At 70.0% G+C, this 15,070-nt stretch carries 18 protein-coding genes; 17 read left to right on the top strand and 1 reads right to left on the bottom strand.

The annotated features are described in order from the left end of the window. Positions 1–36: 36 nt before the first annotated feature. From DKT68_RS15315 to DKT68_RS15235, 17 genes are all read left to right on the top strand, one after another. A complete protein-coding gene (locus tag DKT68_RS15315; protein WP_109818081.1) occupies positions 37–765 on the top strand; it encodes a hypothetical protein in 729 nt (242 codons plus the stop codon). A gap of 12 nt (positions 766–777) precedes the next feature. Continuing rightward, on the top strand, positions 778–1,167 hold the full coding sequence (locus tag DKT68_RS15310) for a head decoration protein (RefSeq protein ID WP_109818080.1): 390 nt from the start codon (positions 778–780) through the stop codon (positions 1,165–1,167). A gap of 16 nt (positions 1,168–1,183) precedes the next feature. Continuing rightward, positions 1,184–2,221 carry a major capsid protein gene (locus tag DKT68_RS15305; RefSeq protein WP_109818079.1) on the top strand — a complete coding sequence of 346 codons (1,038 nt, stop codon included), beginning with the start codon at positions 1,184–1,186 and terminating at the stop codon, positions 2,219–2,221. After that, on the top strand, positions 2,218–2,610 hold the full coding sequence (locus DKT68_RS15300) for a hypothetical protein (RefSeq protein ID WP_201749050.1): 393 nt from the start codon (positions 2,218–2,220) through the stop codon (positions 2,608–2,610). Before DKT68_RS15305 ends, DKT68_RS15300 begins: the two co-directional genes overlap by 4 nt. A gap of 69 nt (positions 2,611–2,679) precedes the next feature. After that, complete coding sequence (locus DKT68_RS15295) at positions 2,680–3,075, top strand: hypothetical protein (protein ID WP_109818078.1); 396 nt, start codon at positions 2,680–2,682, stop codon at positions 3,073–3,075. Continuing rightward, positions 3,072–5,933 (top strand): hypothetical protein, encoded by a 2,862-nt coding sequence (locus DKT68_RS15290; RefSeq protein WP_109818077.1) that lies wholly within the window; start codon positions 3,072–3,074, stop codon positions 5,931–5,933. Before DKT68_RS15295 ends, DKT68_RS15290 begins: the two co-directional genes overlap by 4 nt. Before the next feature lie 161 nt (positions 5,934–6,094). Then, the gene (locus DKT68_RS15285) at positions 6,095–6,490 is read left to right on the top strand and encodes a DUF6093 family protein (protein ID WP_109818076.1); all 396 of its coding nucleotides are present in this window, start codon (positions 6,095–6,097) and stop codon (positions 6,488–6,490) included. Beyond that, positions 6,487–6,882: a hypothetical protein gene (locus tag DKT68_RS15280; RefSeq protein WP_109818075.1), complete on the top strand. Its 396-nt coding sequence runs from the start codon at positions 6,487–6,489 to the stop codon at positions 6,880–6,882. Before DKT68_RS15285 ends, DKT68_RS15280 begins: the two co-directional genes overlap by 4 nt. Next, positions 6,879–7,286, top strand: a complete 408-nt coding sequence (locus DKT68_RS15275) for a hypothetical protein (protein ID WP_109818074.1) — start codon at positions 6,879–6,881, stop codon at positions 7,284–7,286. Before DKT68_RS15280 ends, DKT68_RS15275 begins: the two co-directional genes overlap by 4 nt. Before the next feature lie 26 nt (positions 7,287–7,312). Continuing rightward, on the top strand, positions 7,313–7,513 hold the full coding sequence (locus DKT68_RS15270) for a hypothetical protein (protein ID WP_109818073.1): 201 nt from the start codon (positions 7,313–7,315) through the stop codon (positions 7,511–7,513). Beyond that, positions 7,510–8,019, top strand: coding sequence for a phage tail tube protein (locus tag DKT68_RS15265; protein ID WP_109818072.1), 510 nt, complete (start codon positions 7,510–7,512; stop codon positions 8,017–8,019). Before DKT68_RS15270 ends, DKT68_RS15265 begins: the two co-directional genes overlap by 4 nt. Then, positions 8,016–8,594, top strand: coding sequence for a hypothetical protein (locus DKT68_RS15260; RefSeq protein WP_109818071.1), 579 nt, complete (start codon positions 8,016–8,018; stop codon positions 8,592–8,594). The genes DKT68_RS15265 and DKT68_RS15260 overlap by 4 nt, the downstream gene beginning before the upstream one ends. A gap of 104 nt (positions 8,595–8,698) precedes the next feature. Next, entirely contained in the window at positions 8,699–8,956 is a 258-nt protein-coding gene (locus tag DKT68_RS15255; RefSeq protein ID WP_109818070.1) for a hypothetical protein, read from the top strand. Positions 8,957–8,959: 3 nt separating this feature from the next. Further along, positions 8,960–11,125, top strand: coding sequence for a hypothetical protein (locus DKT68_RS15250; RefSeq protein WP_109818069.1), 2,166 nt, complete (start codon positions 8,960–8,962; stop codon positions 11,123–11,125). Next, positions 11,122–12,528 carry a hypothetical protein gene (locus DKT68_RS15245; RefSeq protein WP_109818068.1) on the top strand — a complete coding sequence of 469 codons (1,407 nt, stop codon included), beginning with the start codon at positions 11,122–11,124 and terminating at the stop codon, positions 12,526–12,528. Before DKT68_RS15250 ends, DKT68_RS15245 begins: the two co-directional genes overlap by 4 nt. A gap of 313 nt (positions 12,529–12,841) precedes the next feature. Next, positions 12,842–13,909: a DUF5047 domain-containing protein gene (locus tag DKT68_RS15240; protein WP_236646908.1), complete on the top strand. Its 1,068-nt coding sequence runs from the start codon at positions 12,842–12,844 to the stop codon at positions 13,907–13,909. Then, positions 13,909–14,595, top strand: coding sequence for a hypothetical protein (locus DKT68_RS15235; protein ID WP_146218379.1), 687 nt, complete (start codon positions 13,909–13,911; stop codon positions 14,593–14,595). The genes DKT68_RS15240 and DKT68_RS15235 overlap by 1 nt, the downstream gene beginning before the upstream one ends. A gap of 4 nt (positions 14,596–14,599) precedes the next feature. Here DKT68_RS15235 and DKT68_RS15230 read toward each other — a convergent pair whose 3' ends face one another. Beyond that, positions 14,600–15,037, bottom strand: coding sequence for a hypothetical protein (locus DKT68_RS15230; RefSeq protein ID WP_146218378.1), 438 nt, complete (start codon positions 15,035–15,037; stop codon positions 14,600–14,602). Positions 15,038–15,070 lie beyond the last annotated feature (33 nt).

The raw sequence follows: 15,070 nt of genomic DNA, 5'->3' as shown, positions 1-15,070 counted from the left end.
CTGGCGCGACGCCGGTCACCAACTCGGAAGGTCGCGATGACCCTCACCAGCATCAAGCCGGGACTGCACGCCGCAGGCGACCTGCCGCTGCATCCCACTCTCACCCACCCGCTGACCGGTGCGCCGATCCGCGCGCTGGGTGTGCGCCGCAACGGTCAGGCGATCTGGCCGGTCATCGGCGCAGCGGAACCCGAGCCGGAGAAGCCGGAGGGCGGCAAGGAGCCGGAGAAGCCGGCCGACAAGCCGGACGACGGTGGCCAGGGCGGCGAGGACAAGCCGCTCGGCCCGGGCGGTGAGAAGGCGCTGGCGGCTGAGCGGGAGGCCCGCAAGTCACTGGAGAAGCAGCTCGCCGAGTTGGCGCCGCTGCGCAAGCTCGCTGAGGCGCTCGGCGGCGGTGACGCCGGCAAGGGCAAGAGCGAGGTCGAGCAGATCACTGAGCGGCTGGCCGCTCAGGAGCAGGCGATCCAGGACGAGAAGGTGGCCCGCTGGCGCGCCGAGGTGCAGGCGGACAAGAAGCTCACCGCGGCGCAGGCGGCCCGTCTGCAGGGCTCCTCCAAGGAGGAGTTGGCCAAGGACGCCGACGACCTCCTGGCGGCGTTCGGCGGGCCGAAGGACGACGAGGACGGCAAGGACGCGCGCCGCAGGGTTGGCATGCGTCCGGACCCGGCGCAGGGCGCGAGGCCCGGCGAGAAGGCGTCGTCTCTGGATGCCGGCCGGTCGCTGTACGCGGAGCGGCACAAGAAGAAGTCCACAACCACGACGTAGGAGTGCGAGGGCATGAACCTCAACCCCGTAACCGAAACCTTCCAGAACGAGGACCAGCGGTGGCTGGGGTCGGCCCACGCCACCAGCTCGGCCGAGTCGATCACGCTCGACACGAGCGCGTTCACCGCTGGCACCCACTACCCCAACGGTTACTTCCCCAGCGGTCTGCCGCTCGGGAAGATCACCGCGACCGGGCTGTACGGCCCGTACGACGACGCCGCGGTAGACGGCAGGCAGACCCTCGTCGGGCACCTGTTCTGCACCGTCGACGCGCCGGCCGTCAACACCCAGGACCCGCAGGGGGCGCTCTTCTGGCACGGACGTGTCATCGAAGCCCGCCTGCCCATCGCTGTCGACGCGGCCGGCAAGGTCGACGTCGCCGGCCGCATCCGGTACGTCTGAGAGGGGGTAGCTGACCATGCTGCTCAACGCTGACTACATCGAGCCTGTCGAGCTGACCGGCTACGCCCGGGAGGCCGCGGCGAACCTGCCGGACAACCAGTTCACGCTGGCCCGGTGGCTGCCCAACCGGCCCATCGACGACCTGGAGTACCGCTTCACCCGCGGCGGCGAGGGCCTCATCGAGGCCGCCACCTTCCGCGCGTACGACGCGGAGTCGCCGATCGGCTCCCGGCCGGGCCTGACCCGGGTCTCGGGCGAGCTGCCCCCGATCAGCCGGAAGATCCGCCTCGGGGAGTACGACCGGCTGCGGCAGCGTTCGGCGAACGCCGGCGCGATCCGCGACAGTCTGATGACCGACGCGGAGCGGATGACTCGCTCGGTTGCGGCGCGGATGGAACTGGCCCGCGGTGACGCCCTGGTCAACGGCTCCGTGACGATCAACGAGAACGGCGTGGTCGCGACGGTGAGTTTCGGCCGCTCGGGTAGCCACTCGGTGGCCCCGGGCACCGTCTGGTCGACGATCGCCACGGCGACGCCGCTGGCGGACCTGCTGTCCTGGCGGCAGACGTACATCACCACCAACGGTGAGGCGCCGGGCGCGATGGTCATGTCCAGTACGGTGCTGGGCTACCTGCTGCGCAACGCCGAGATCCGTGCACTGGTCGGGTCGACCCTCGGCGCGCCTTCGCGGGTGTCGCAGGCGGCGCTGCGGGGCATCCTCGACGACCACGAGCTGCCGCCGTGGTACATCGTCGATGAGCAGATCAACGTCAACGGCTCGGCGACTCGGCCGATCCCCGTGGACAAGTTCCTCTACCTGCCGGCGCCGGTGGACCCGAACGACGGTGAGGGCAGCCAGCTCGGCGCGACCCTGTGGGGCACTACCGCGGAGTCGCTGGACCCGCGGTACGGCCTGGACGAGGGCGAGCGGCCCGGCATCGTCGCTGGCGTCTACTCCACCGAGGACCCGATCGCCCTCTGGACGAAATCGGCCGGCATCGGTCTGCCGGTGGAGGCGAACCCGGACCTGAGCTTCGTGGCGGACGTGGCGTGAGCGGGGCGAAGCTGGCCACGTACGTGCACGTGGCAGACGAGCACGACCAGACGCACGTCTTCGGGCCGCTGGACGCCGTTCCGGCGTGGGCCGCGAAGAAGATCACCAACCCGAAGGCGTGGGAGGGCGGCAAGGTGCCGTCCAGCGTCGAGGATCCGGAGGCCGAGTTGGCTCGGCTGGAGGCTCGCATCGCTGAGCTGAAGGCCGTCCAGACCAGCGACGGCTCCGGTGCTTCCAAGCAGGACGGCCCTCCGCCGAAGGGCGGCGCCGGTTCGGGTGCTCCCGCGTGGCAGAAGTACGCCGCAGCGCACGAAGTCGAGGTGCCGGCGGACGCGTCCCGGGAGGCCATCTGGGCTGCCCTCGACGCCGCGGGCGTTCCGACCGAGTAGCAGGAGCGGGGCCGGGCGGCATCCTCCCCGCCGTCCGGCCCACCTGCACCAACCTGAGAGGGGTGAGCGGTGCCTGTTCTGTTCGAGCTGGAGCAGCTCGCCTCGTACATGCAGACCGACGGCCTGGATGCGGCGTCGGCGGCGCTGGCGCGTGACCTGGCGGCGGCGCTGATCCGCGCTGAGGTCGGGGCGGCGCGCTACGACGCGCTGTCGGATCTGTCGCCGTTCCTGCCGGTCGCCTTGGAGGTGGCACGGCGGGTGCTGCTGAACCCGGGTGGTGTCCGCTCGGAGCAGGTCGATGACTACTCGGTGACGTACGCGACGGAGTTCGTGGGTGGCGCCGCCCTGACCGAGTCGGAGGCCGCCCGGGTGCGTGCGGCTGCCGGCATGGCGTCGTCGGGTGCGTTCACGATCCGCCCTGCGGCACCGGTCCAGCCGGTCAGGTGTGCCAGGAGGTGGCTGTGACGCGCCGCAGGTTCCCTGACTCCGCGGATCGGCTCGCCTACCAGTTGCTGCCGAACAACACCCTGGGTGTGGCGTCGCAGCTCGACGCGGTCGTCTACGACGCGCTGACCGGCCCGGAACTGGCGGACATCGCCACCGACCCGGACGGCGACCCGATCCCGGGTTCCACGGTGAAGGTCGACGTGACGTCGGGTCTGCCGGACTTCCTGGGCCCGGATGATGACCGGGACGTCGTGTACGTGAGCGTCAACGGGGGCCCTCGGTATCCGGTCGCGGCGAAGGTCGTCGACCGGGTGGTGGAGCTGGCCGGGCAGCTCGATACGGCGCTGGATGATGCCGCGGCGGACGCGTCGGCGAAGGCGAACGCGGCGCAGGCTGCTGCTGTCGCGGCGGCCACCGCTGTGTCACTGCCCCGTCAGCCGGGGAAGAACTTGTTCGACAAGGCCACTGCGGTGGCGGGCCAGTTCTGGAACGGCGTCGGCTCCACGACGATCGCCCTGGCCACCTGGTCAGCGTCGCCGAAGTACCCGGTCATGCCGGGTCAGACGTATTCGATCAGCAACTGCCGAAACTACGAGACGTTCAACGCGGACGGCACGCCGAAGATCCACACCAACAACGCCAGCGAGGGACCGGTCACCTTCACCATCCCGTCGGGGGCTGCGTTCCTGGCCTTCACCGTGGCGTCCAGCAAGGTGGATGCGGCGCAACTGGAGTTGGGTTCACCGACCGCGTACGAGCCGTTCGGGTACGTGGTGGACCGGCAGCTCGCCGGCGGCCGGTACCTCGCCGACGCCGCCGCGAACGTGACCGCGTTGCAGCGGGCCGCCGGCGTGTCGGTGTACCGGTCGGGCAACAGCCTGCTGGTCCGCTCACCGTTCGACGCGACCCGGGACATCCTGATGCCCTGGAACTTGGCGTACGGGGAGGAGTCGCAGGCCGCCCCGGCGGACGTCACCAACCCGAATGTGGTGCTGGTGCCGTCGGTGACCGCCGATGATCTGGTGTGGCCGACGATCGCCACTGGTACGGCGATTCACAACGCGCCGGACGACAACGCGCCGATCAACGTGCAGTGGTGCTACATCGGCGGTAACCACGGCTGGACGGCCTGGAACGTCACGATGGCCGGGCACGGCAAGGCCACCGCCGACGTGGGCTCGACCTGGTCGGATGGGGTGCGGACGTTCACGCTGCTGGCGGTGGTGTCGTCGTCGGTGCTGCTGTTCGCCGGCCCGTACACGGTGTCGTCCGGCGTGGTCAGCAGCCCGTCTGCTGCTCCCGGTGCGGCCCTCACCCACGTTTCCGGCGCCACCAACACCACCGCGGTGCCGATCTCGGGCGGGGTGGCTGTCACCCAGATCCACCCGTCGTCCTACGACCACACCGCGACGGCGGCCTTGGATGGGCGTCAGGTGGCGACGGGCAAGGCCGCCGGTCAGGTGCTGACCATCTCGGAGTCGTACCTGATCGCCTCGTACAAGGGCATGGTCGATTGGGCGCAGTCGCACGTCGGCACGCCCGTGCTGGCCAATCTGTCCTCGGTGCCGGCTCTGGCCCGGGTGAGCAACACGTACCGGATCACGGCCGCGCAGGTGGTGGTGGCGCAGCGGGTCACCGCGGTCGAGAAGACGATTGTGAACATGGGCGTCACGCAGGCGTTTCCCCTGACCTTGCCGTCCGGCGGCACCCGCCGGCAGTTCATGCCCGGCGTGGGCGCGGCCGGCGGCGTGAACTTCTCGACCTTCGCTGACCTGGCTACGGTCACCGGCACCACGGACATCGGCCCGGCCGCCTACCTGTCCCCGCTGGTGCCGGCCGCGTCGATGACGCAGTGGGCCTACGACTCCACCGGCGCCGCCCAGTACGGCCTGGCCATGGGTCTGCTGCCCACCGCCGACGGGCATCCGTCGCAGCGGTTGAAGAACGCGGCCACCAAGGGCTGGTTCATCGCGCCGACGACGAAGAAGAGCTACCCGCAGTTGGCCTGGGCGAAGACCCTCAACGCGGGCGAGTCCCTGTCTGGGACGGCGTACCGCCGGTACCTGGCGCCGCCGTTCGGCCCGACTGAGCTGGTCGTGTCGGATGGCGCGGACACGTGGGCGATCATCGAGCGCACCGACACGGTCACCGACGCGCGGATGCCCGCCCCCGAGCTGCTCGGGCAGCGACTGGTGCCGGCGTGGGTGCCGACGGCGGTCACCGCGGACCGGGTCACCGGTAGCGGCATCACCTACAGCGTGCCGTCCGGACCCGGGTATACGGTGCTGCGGGCCACGGCGGAGCCGCCCCGCTTCGAGACCCTGGCCGGGGCGACGGCGGGCGCCGGGTCGTACTTCATCACCCAGCAGGGGCTGGTGAGTGCGCAGGCGTACACCGGTGGTTTCCAGACCCAGTACTTCTGGCAGATGTACCTCCCGGAGCCGGTGTGGGTTGACCAGGCGGTCTTCGAGGTGACCGTGGTGGGTACTGGCGTGATCCGGCACGGGGTGTTCTTCCACGATCCGGCGACGGGGCTGCCGGTGCAGTCCGGGCCGCTGGTCGACTTCGGCGCGGTCGACGTGACCTCCATCGGGGTGAAGACCTCGACGCCCAGCGCCCCGGTGCTCCTGCCTGCCGGTGTGCATTGGTATTCGCAGGCGTGGCAGGGCACGAACACCACGGCGCCGACGGTGCGGGTCGTCAACGGTCCGCCCGGTGTGGGCCCGTTGAACATCGGCACCACCACGGTCCTGATGTCGGGCAGCCGGATGGGCTACTTCGCCGCCGGCGTGGCCGGGGCGTTCGGGGCGGTCGCCCTGAGCGCGTCGAGCGCGCACCAACTGTTCGCGCCGCGTCTCGCCTACCGCCGAGCCTGAGGAGGGCAGCCATGCCGATCCCCGCTGGTCCGCTGCCGACGCCGAAGGTTGCCTGTCCGAATTCCGGCCCAGTGGCCCGTCCCGACGCGGGCAAGGTCGCCCGGCCGGTCGCCGGCGCGGGAAATCCGAGCCAGCCCGGCCACGTCCAGTAGGAGGCTGCCGTGTTGGAGTCGGTGCTGGCCCGCGGGCGGGTTGCCGCTGAGGCGCTGATGGTCGACGAGTGCGTGGTCGAGAAGGTGACGGGTTCGACGACCGACCCGGACACGGGCGAGGTCACCGACACATACGGTCCGGTCTACACGGGGAAGTGCCGGGTGCAGCAGGCGGCGCCGTCGGCGTCAGACCAGCGGGTGGGTGAGGCGGACCTGCTGATGGTGACGCGGGTGCTCCAACTGCCGGTGCTCACCTCGACAGCGGTGCGAGCTGGCCATCGGGTGCGACTGACCGGGTGCGTGCACGATCCGGGGCTGGTCGGTCGACGATTCACGATCCGGGCTGAGTTCGCGAAGAGCCATGCCACGTCCCGCCGGCTGGGGATTGAGGAGGCAACCTCATGAAGATCAGCACGGAGTCGTCGCAGGTCAACCACCTCGTCGCCGAGCTGGCCGAGGTGCCGGAGCAGGCTCACGACAACATCATCAAGGCTGTGCAGTTCACCGCGAACGGCATCAAGAAGACCTCGCGGGAACTCGCCTCGGGCATCGCTCACGCCCCCGACTACCCGAACGCCATCACCTACGACTGGGCTGACCTTGGCGTCGGCAAGGGTGTGTCGGCGGAGATCGGGCCGGACAAGGACCGCCGGCAGGGGCCGCTGGGCAACATCTTGGAGTACGGCACGGTCAATAACCCGCCGTACGCCCACCTCGGGCCGGCGTTGGACCGCTGGTCGCCGGACTTCGTGGAGGGGCTGGAGAAGGCCGCTGCGGACGCCCTGGGGGCGCTGTGAGCGACGATCCGCACGCGGTGGCGTTCCTATCCCTGCTGCGGGCCGTTCCGGGCCTGCGGGTGTTCCCCGACGAGCAGGGCAACACTCCGACGGCTACGACCGCGCTGCCGTACGTGGTGACGTGGGTCTCCGTCCGCTACGACCTCGGCCCCACGATCGACCTCAGGTCTACGCGGGGTGTGGCCACGGCGACGGTGCACTCGGTCGGCCTGAACGACACGTCCGCGCGGATCACGGCCGGGAAGGTCCGCGACGCGTACCTCGACGTCGTCCCGGCCATAGCCGGTCGGAAGGCGTTCCCGATCCGGCATGACGACTCCCCGCCTGCTCGACCCGATGAGTCGACGGGCCGGCGGGTGTACGACCAGATCGATGTCTACCGCTTGGAATCCCTGCCGGGCTGATCCGGCACCACACCTGAGGAGGAGTCGTGCCGGACCTGGTGCGTATCCGAGACAAGAACACGAACGCTGAGTACAGCGTCGGCCGGCGGCGAGCGGAGCAGCTCGCCGAGCGCGGCGCCGAGGTCGTCAAGGACGGCGACGCGACCGACCGGATGGGCCGCGCCCTGCCGGCCAGTGAGACCGCGAAGAGCACCAAGACCACCGCCGGCAAGGAGCAGACCCGATGACGTCCCCGCTGCCCACCTCGGTGCCGTCCGACGGCACCCTGCGCATCGACTTTGTGCCGACCATCGCGGACCGCGCCGCCCCGAAGGCCGCCACCGAACTGAACGCGGCGGGCTCGCAGGAACTGGCTGGCTACGTCACCGGCGATGGGTTCGCCCCGTCCGGCGAGCAGGCCACCGTCACCGACGAGCGCATCGCCTCAACGCAGACGTTCGAGCAGCCCGGCCGCAAGACCAAGAGCCTCAGCGTCACGTACGTGCACAACCCGGACGACGCGGCGAACAACGAGGCGTACCTGACCCTCGAAGAGGGCGTGACCGGGTACATCGTCACCCGCTACGGGGTGCCGCGCGCCCAGGCGTACGCCGTCGGCGACATCGTGGACGTGTGGCCGGTCACCGCCGGTGAGCCGATGAAGAACTGGAACGGCGCCAACTCGGTGCACACCGTCACGCAGCGGCTGTTCGTCACCGGCGACGTGGTCATCGACGCGGTGGTGGCTACGTGACCGACTTCGACGCGATCCTGACCGGGGCCCGACTGCCCGAGGATCGGGTGCCGGTGTGCACGCGCGGTGACCTGGTCGTCGAGTGGCGTCGCCTCGCCCGGGAACTCGCCGAGTCGAAGGTGAAGGGCGCCGCCGATCCTCGGCTGGGCGGGGACGGGACGGGTCCGCTGGTGGAGCGCATGGAGGCGCTGCGCGCTGAGGTCGAGGCCAGCACGGTGGAGTTTTTGCTGCGGGCGTTGCCGCGCAAGCAGTGGAACGAACTCGCCGACGCGCACCCGCCGCGCAAGGACGGCGGCCGGGTGCACCCCGATGACGCGGCGCTGGGCGCCAACCGGGAGACGTTCCTGCCTGCCCTGGTGCGCGCGTCGACGGTCGAGCCGAAGCTGAAGGACGATACGTGGGCGGCGCTGCTGGACGCGAGCGGTGAGCTGCTTGTTGAGCAGCAGTGGCGGCAACTGTGGCGCGCCTGCTGGAACCTCAACATGACGGAGGTTGATGTCCCTTTCTCCGTCGCCGGCTTGCTGACGACCCGGGTTTCCGGCAGCGAGTCCGGCTCGCCCGAACCCTCGGCGTAGCGCCGCGGCGGCTGGAGGGCTGGGAGCCGTCCACCGCCTACGAGCACGACGCCGAGGGCCGGCTGGTCAGGTCGACGCCGGAGGCGGAGTGGAACGACCACCAGGTGGCGCTGATGGTGGCGTTGGAGGAGTACGAGGCGGGGTTGTGCAAGCGCTGCGGCCATGACCTGGCCGAGTCGACCGACCCGGCGCATGACTACAACAACCCGACCGCCACGGCCGTGTACCTGCCGGCGCCGGGCACGCCGGTGCAGTGTCACTGCTGCGCGGCGCTGGAGCGGTCGGAGCAGGCCGTTGCCGCGCAGAATCCGCAGTTCCCGGCGGCGATCATGCACGCCGTTCAACTCGTGCCGAGGGGGTGAACGGTGACGCGTACCGTCAAGGTCGGCTTGGATGTCGACGAGGCCCCGCTGGTGCGCGGCATGGACCGGGCAACGGGAGCAACGAAGAAGACCGCTGCCGCCCTCGACGACGTCGCCGACTCGGCGAAGGACACCACGGTCAGCACGGACCGGGCGAAGGAGTCAACGGAGGATCTCGGCGAGTCGGCGAAGGACGCCGGACGGGGTCTGAACCGGCTCCGCGCGGACGCTGAGCGGCTCGACCGGCAGATCGACGAGACGACGCGCGGGATCCGCGACCTTGCCCGGCAGATCGCCGCGACATCCGACCAGGCGGTCCGCGCGGACTTGGCGAAGGAGTTGGCGGGTGAGCAGGGGAAACTGCGCGACCGGGTCAGCCTCCGCAGCCTGATCGACTTCAAGGACGACGACGAGGTCGTCGAGGACGGCGTCCGTATCGGCGGGCGGCTGGCGGAGAACATCGCCGCCGGCCTGTCCCGTGCTGGCGGTCCGATCTCGGCGGCGATGTCGAACGTCTTCGGCACCCTGCCCCCGCAGGCTCAGGCGGGCATCGGCGCTGGCCTGGTGGGTGCCGCCACCCTCGCCGCCCCGGGTATCGCCGCGGTGCTCTCCGGCGCTGTCGTGGGCGCGGCCGGCGCTGGGGGTCTCGTCGGCGGTGTGGCCATCGCGGCGAAGCATCCGCAGGTGCAGGCTGCGGCTAAGCTGACTGGCGACACCCTGATGAGGGAGTTGCAGCGCGGGGCGGTGTCGTTCGTCCCGGCCACCGTCGAGTCGCTCGGCATCGTCCGGTCGGAGATCGGCGAGATCGGCGATGACCTGGAGCGGGCTTTCAGCCGTGCCGCTCCGATGCTGGCGCCGCTGACCCGTGACGTGCTGGCCGGCGCGGAGGACGCGGTTGACGGGTTCGCCACCGCAGTCCAGCGGGCCGGTCCGGTCGTCGACGTGTTGGGTGACATCGCCCGTGACGCCGGTGACCTGGTCGGGGACGTCTTCGAGGATCTGTCGGAGAACGCCTACGAGGGGTCGCGTGCCCTGGCCGCGCTGTGGGGTGTCTTCTCCGCCGGCATCCGCAGCGTCGTCTCGACCATTTCCGCGCTGACCGAGGCGTACGGGCTGATGGAGAAGTTCGGGGCGCTGCTGGCCGGCGACCGGGACAAGCTTCTGCAACTCATCGTCGAGGAACACAACGCGAAGGCCGCAGGCGGTGGCCTGTCGGAGAATCTTGAGGAGCTGATCGCCGGGTTCACCGAGACGGGTGACACGGTTGCTGCCGCCGCCGTGGAGGTGGAGTCGCTGACCGATGCGATCCGCCGGATGGCGGGCGAGAACATCAGCGCCGAGCAGGCCAACATCCGCCTGGAAGAGGCCATCGACCGGGCCACCGAGGCGGGTAAGAAGAACAACGACGGCATCGACGAGAACACGGAGAAGGGCCGCGCGAACCGGCAGGCCCTGATCGGTATCGCGGAGGCCGCGAACGCCAGCGCCGAGGCGATCATGACCCAGACGGGCAGCCAGGATTTGGCGTCGGCGGCCACCGAGCGGGGTCGGGCGAAGTTCATCGAGGCCGCCCGGGCGATGGGTGTCGGCGCGGGTGAGGCTCGGAGGTTGGCTGACCAACTGTTCGCCATCCCCGCGAAGCGCGAGGTGAAGGTCTCCACCCCCGGGATGGGCTCGGCGCTGGAGTCGGCGCGGCTGTTGAAGCAGCGCATCGACTCGATTGACCGGCGCATCGACATCCGGGCGCGGATGACGACGACGTACGCGGGTTCGGCGCACAGCGGCCAGGGCTACTCGACCGGCATGCGGTGGGGTGGTGTGGTTGAGCGCGCCCAGGACGGTCTGCTGAACCTGCGTGAGGCGGGGATTTACAGCGCGTCGGCGCCTGCGCGGTACGCGTTCGCGGAGCCGGCCACTGGCGGTGAGGCGTTCGTGCCCCGGTTCGGGGATCCGGACCGGTCGCTGGACATCCTGTCGAGGGCGGCCCGCTGGTACGGGGCGGCGGTCGTGCCGGGCACCGTCTCAGGCGGTGCGGGAGCGGCGGGTGTCCCGGAGGTGCGGGTGTTCATCGGTGACAGGGAGCTGACGGACATCGTGGATGTGCAGATCAGCGCCCGTGACCGTGGGCTGAAGCGGCGTGTTGGCGCCGGGGCGGGAGCATCGCGGTGAGCCTCACGCTGACGTACGACCCGCAGCTGTCCCGGGTGCGGATCGTGGCGGACGGCCTCGGTGCCCTAGCGATGATGCGGGTCGAGCGGTCCACAGATCAGGTTCGCTGGACAACGGTGCGTGGGGGCGAGTTGAGCCTCCCGGTGAGCGGCGAGATCCGGGTGGACGACTACGAGTTCGCGCCGGACGTGCCGAACTTCTACAGGGTGGTCGGGGCGACTGCGTGGGACGAGTACAGCCGTGTGTCGGCGGCAGGCTGGGGTAATGCCCCGTCCGGGCAGGTGTGGCAGCATTTCGGCACGGCGGCGGCTTTCACTGCCAATGGCAACGCGGGGCAACACATTCACTCGACGACCAACTCGGGCCGCATCTCGGTGGTCGACGTCGGGTCGACCCGTGCGCGGGTGCGGGTGACGTCGAGCGTGCCGGCGGTGGCGCAGCCGGCGGGCACCGCCCTGACGGTCTACGCCATCGCGAGGTTCACCGACGACGCGAACTTCTACCAGTGCAGGCTCGGGTTCATCCCCGACCTGAACATCACCTGCTCAATCCGTAAGCGCGTCGCGGGTGTGGACACGACACTCGATTCGATCGTGCTGCCCGGCGTCACACACGTTCCCGGCACCCGCTACGTGGTGGAACTGGACGCGTCGGGCAGTTTGCTGCTCGGCCGGGCATGGCGGGAGGGTGATCCCGAACCAGACTGGCAGGTGTCGGCGACGGACACGGCGCTGACCACGGGCACCAAGGTTGGCATCCGCACGATCATCGACGCCGGTAGCACGAACACGCTGCCGTTCACCTACACCCTGGACGACTTCCTGGTCACGGTCCCGTTCAGGACGATCTACTCGGGTTCGGTCACCCCGGCTCTCGGGGGCGTGTGGCTGAAGTCACTGGCCAGGCCGTTCCTGAACCGGCAGGTGACCGTCCGGGACGTCTCGGAGGTGATCCGCCGGTCGCGGGCTGGCGTGTTCGATGTGGTGGGGCGCAGCTTTCCGGTGGCGGTGACAGACGTTCGGGGTTCCCGGCAGTGGACATTGGACCTGTCGACGTACTCGGAGCAGGACCGTTCGGACCTGGATCTGCTGCTCGCCTCGGGTGACGTCCTGCTGGTGCAGGTGCCGCCAGCGGCGGGCCGGCTGTCGGCGACCCCGGCCGGGTATGTGGTTGTAGGCGACACCCGGGAGATCACCCCACCGACCCTTGACCTGGCGATGCGGGTGTTCTCCCTGCCGTGCGTGGAGGCTGCCGCGCCGGGCCCGGACGTGGTGGGGGCGACCAGCAACTGGCAGACGGTGCTGAACACGTACGCGACGTGGGCTGACCTGCTGACGGCACATGCGACGTGGGGGTCGGTGCTGGAGCTGGTTGGCGACCCTGAGGACGTGATCGTGTCGTGATCGCGAGCTGGGAGAATGGACGTAACAAGGCCGCCCGGGGGGCGCACCTCCGGGTGCGATACCGCCGAGGTCCCGCTTCTAGTTACCCCTGTGCAGCCGGAAGTTGTTCAGCGCAGGCCGCTCATTGGGCGTACGACAACTCTGACCCCAATGAGCTGCAACACGTGGATGGTCGCCGCTACAGCGCCGACCCGAGCCACTACAGGCCGCTCTGCGTCCCGTGCCACAGCCAGTTCGATGCCTCCGCGCGGTCCGTCTCGTGAGGCCCGTCAGCGATGCGTTCCTGCGTACCCTGCGTGGCTCCCATCGGGCGGTGTTCGAGGCGCGCGTCGTCCCAGCAGGGCTCACCGGCGTCAACCCTCCTGGTACGGCCATCACCATCGAGGGTGGCGACGTCCAAATCGACGGGACAGCGCAGATCCGCTCAACCCTGGAAATGACCACCGAGGGCGCCGGTATGTGGCCCACCCGGGCCAGCGACCTACTCGCCCCCTACGGCAACGAACTGTTCGTACGACGCGGCATCCGCTACGGCAACGGCACCACCGAATGGGTGAGCCTCGGCTACCACCGGATCTACACGCCCGAGCAGGACCGGGCACCCCACGGGCCGATCCGAGTGATGGGCCGGGACCGCATGTCCGGCATCGTCGACGGCAGGCTCACCGCCCCGCGGCCCTTCGCCGCCAGCGCGACGTACGGCTCGGTGGTGTCGACGCTGGTCGGCGAGATATACCCGTGGGCGACGATCGAGTGGGACGAGTCGGGGGTGCGTGACACCCCGATCGGCCGGCAGGTCATCGCCGAAGAGGACCGGTACAAGGTCCTCGACGAACTGGTCTCGTCGGTCGGCAAGGTGTGGTGGTGGGACCACCGGGGCGTGCTCGTCATCCGCACCCCGCCGACGGCGACGCAGCCGGTGTGGGAGGTCAACCACGGCGCGAATGGGGTGCTGGTGTCCCTGTCCCGGCGGCTCACCCGCGAGGGCGTCTACAACGCGGTCGTGGCCACCGGTGAGGGCGCGGATACCACCACCCCGGTACGCGCCGTCGTGGTGGACAGCAGCCCAACTTCCCCGACGAACTGGTGGGGGAGCTTCGGGAAGGTTCCCCGGTTCTTCAGTTCCCCGTTCATCACCAGCTTGCAGCAGGCTCGCAACGCGGCGGCGGCGATGCTGGCGAAGCAGCTCGGCCTGCCGTACGCCGTTGATTTCACGGCGGTGCCCAATCCGGCGCTGGAGCCGTACGACCCGATCCGGGTCACCTACCCGGGCCGGTCGGAGCTGCATGTGATTGACCGGCTAACCATCGCGCTGACGGTCGGGGCGCCGGTGACAGCATCAACGAGGGAGCAAACAAGCGTGCTGATCGGGGAGTTGTGATGTCGTACGCCTCCGATGATTTGGCGCCCATCCTTGCCGCCCAGCCAGCGCAGGGTGTCGGCTACCGGCAGGGCATCGTCCGCGCCTGGAACCCTGTCACGGCGGAGAACACCGTCGAGGTCGCTGGCGCGCTGCTGGACAACGTGCCGGTGCTCAACACGAACGAGGCGCTTCTGCTCGCGCCGGGCGACGTGGTGGGCATCCTTACGTCGGGGCCGTCGTGGTGCATCCTGGGTCGGCTGACCGTCCCGGGTACGCCCGGCGCGGCAACGGCGCTGAACGCGATCCGCACGAAGAGCGTCACCGTGGCGACGTATGAGACGAGGACATCAGCGGTCTGGGGTGACCTGGCAACAGTCGGGCCGGTGGTGTCCGACGTGGTCATCGGCCCGTCCGGTCGATGCCTCGTCTTCATCACCTCGACGGTGACGCTGCTGACGACCAGCGGCGGTGGTGAGGTGGCCTACGCCATCACTGGCGCTACGACAGTCCCCACGGGTGACACCCCGCCGGCGCTGGCCTGGTACGGGCCGGCCGGCTCGGGGCCGACAGCTACCCGGCTGGTGCTCCAGGAGGGCCTCAACCCCGGCTCGCACACGTTCACAGCGAAGTATTCGGCGGTGGACCTCGGCGTCGGGGGGTCGGTGCGGTTCGGTGGCCGGAACCTGACGGTGATTCCGCTGTGACGCCTCAGCCGAACGTGATGTCGATGAGGTCCGTCAGTTCCTGCTCCGTGTACGGCATGAGCCCCACGGTGGGGATGTCCAGCCCGTAGGGGCCCTCGCCGGCCGGAATGACCAGCGTGAACGGCAGCTCACACGCGCCGTCGCGCAGCCGGCCGGCGGCCAGCGGCGCGTACGTGAGGGATGCCCCGGCGGAGTCGGTGACGATGACCTGCGAGTCGCCGGTCAGCTTCGTGCCCTGGCAGGTCTGACCGTGCCGCTCGAAGTCGCCGGGCTGAAGGCGGATCGCCCCGGCCACGGAGAACGTGGGCCGCCCAACGATGGGCTCCGGGTTGTGCGTGACCCGGGAGACGAAGGCGGTCCACGACACGGCGACCGCGGCCGCGAAGGCGACGAGGACAACCCCGGTCGCGGGGGTCAGCAGACGCATGAGCTTTGAGGTCACGGTCGCATTGTGCGCTGGCCTCGCAACTGATCG

It is taken from the genome of Micromonospora acroterricola (genome assembly GCF_003172955.1).
In the GTDB taxonomy this organism is placed as follows: domain Bacteria; phylum Actinomycetota; class Actinomycetes; order Mycobacteriales; family Micromonosporaceae; genus Micromonospora; species Micromonospora acroterricola.
The sequence above is the reverse complement of the archived record's forward strand: the minus strand, read 5'-3'. Positions and strand labels throughout refer to the sequence as shown.

What these genes read in the sequence shown, in the direction of transcription:
- DKT68_RS15315 (WP_109818081.1), top strand. Translation starts at nt 37, where the DNA reads ATGACCCTCACCAGCATCAAGCCGGGACTGCACGCCGCAGGCGACCTG.
- DKT68_RS15310 (WP_109818080.1), top strand. Translation starts at nt 778, where the DNA reads ATGAACCTCAACCCCGTAACCGAAACCTTCCAGAACGAGGACCAGCGG.
- DKT68_RS15305 (WP_109818079.1), top strand. Translation starts at nt 1,184, where the DNA reads ATGCTGCTCAACGCTGACTACATCGAGCCTGTCGAGCTGACCGGCTAC.
- DKT68_RS15280 (WP_109818075.1), top strand. Translation starts at nt 6,487, where the DNA reads ATGAAGATCAGCACGGAGTCGTCGCAGGTCAACCACCTCGTCGCCGAG.
- DKT68_RS15265 (WP_109818072.1), top strand. Translation starts at nt 7,510, where the DNA reads ATGACGTCCCCGCTGCCCACCTCGGTGCCGTCCGACGGCACCCTGCGC.
- DKT68_RS15235 (WP_146218379.1), top strand. Translation starts at nt 13,909, where the DNA reads ATGTCGTACGCCTCCGATGATTTGGCGCCCATCCTTGCCGCCCAGCCA.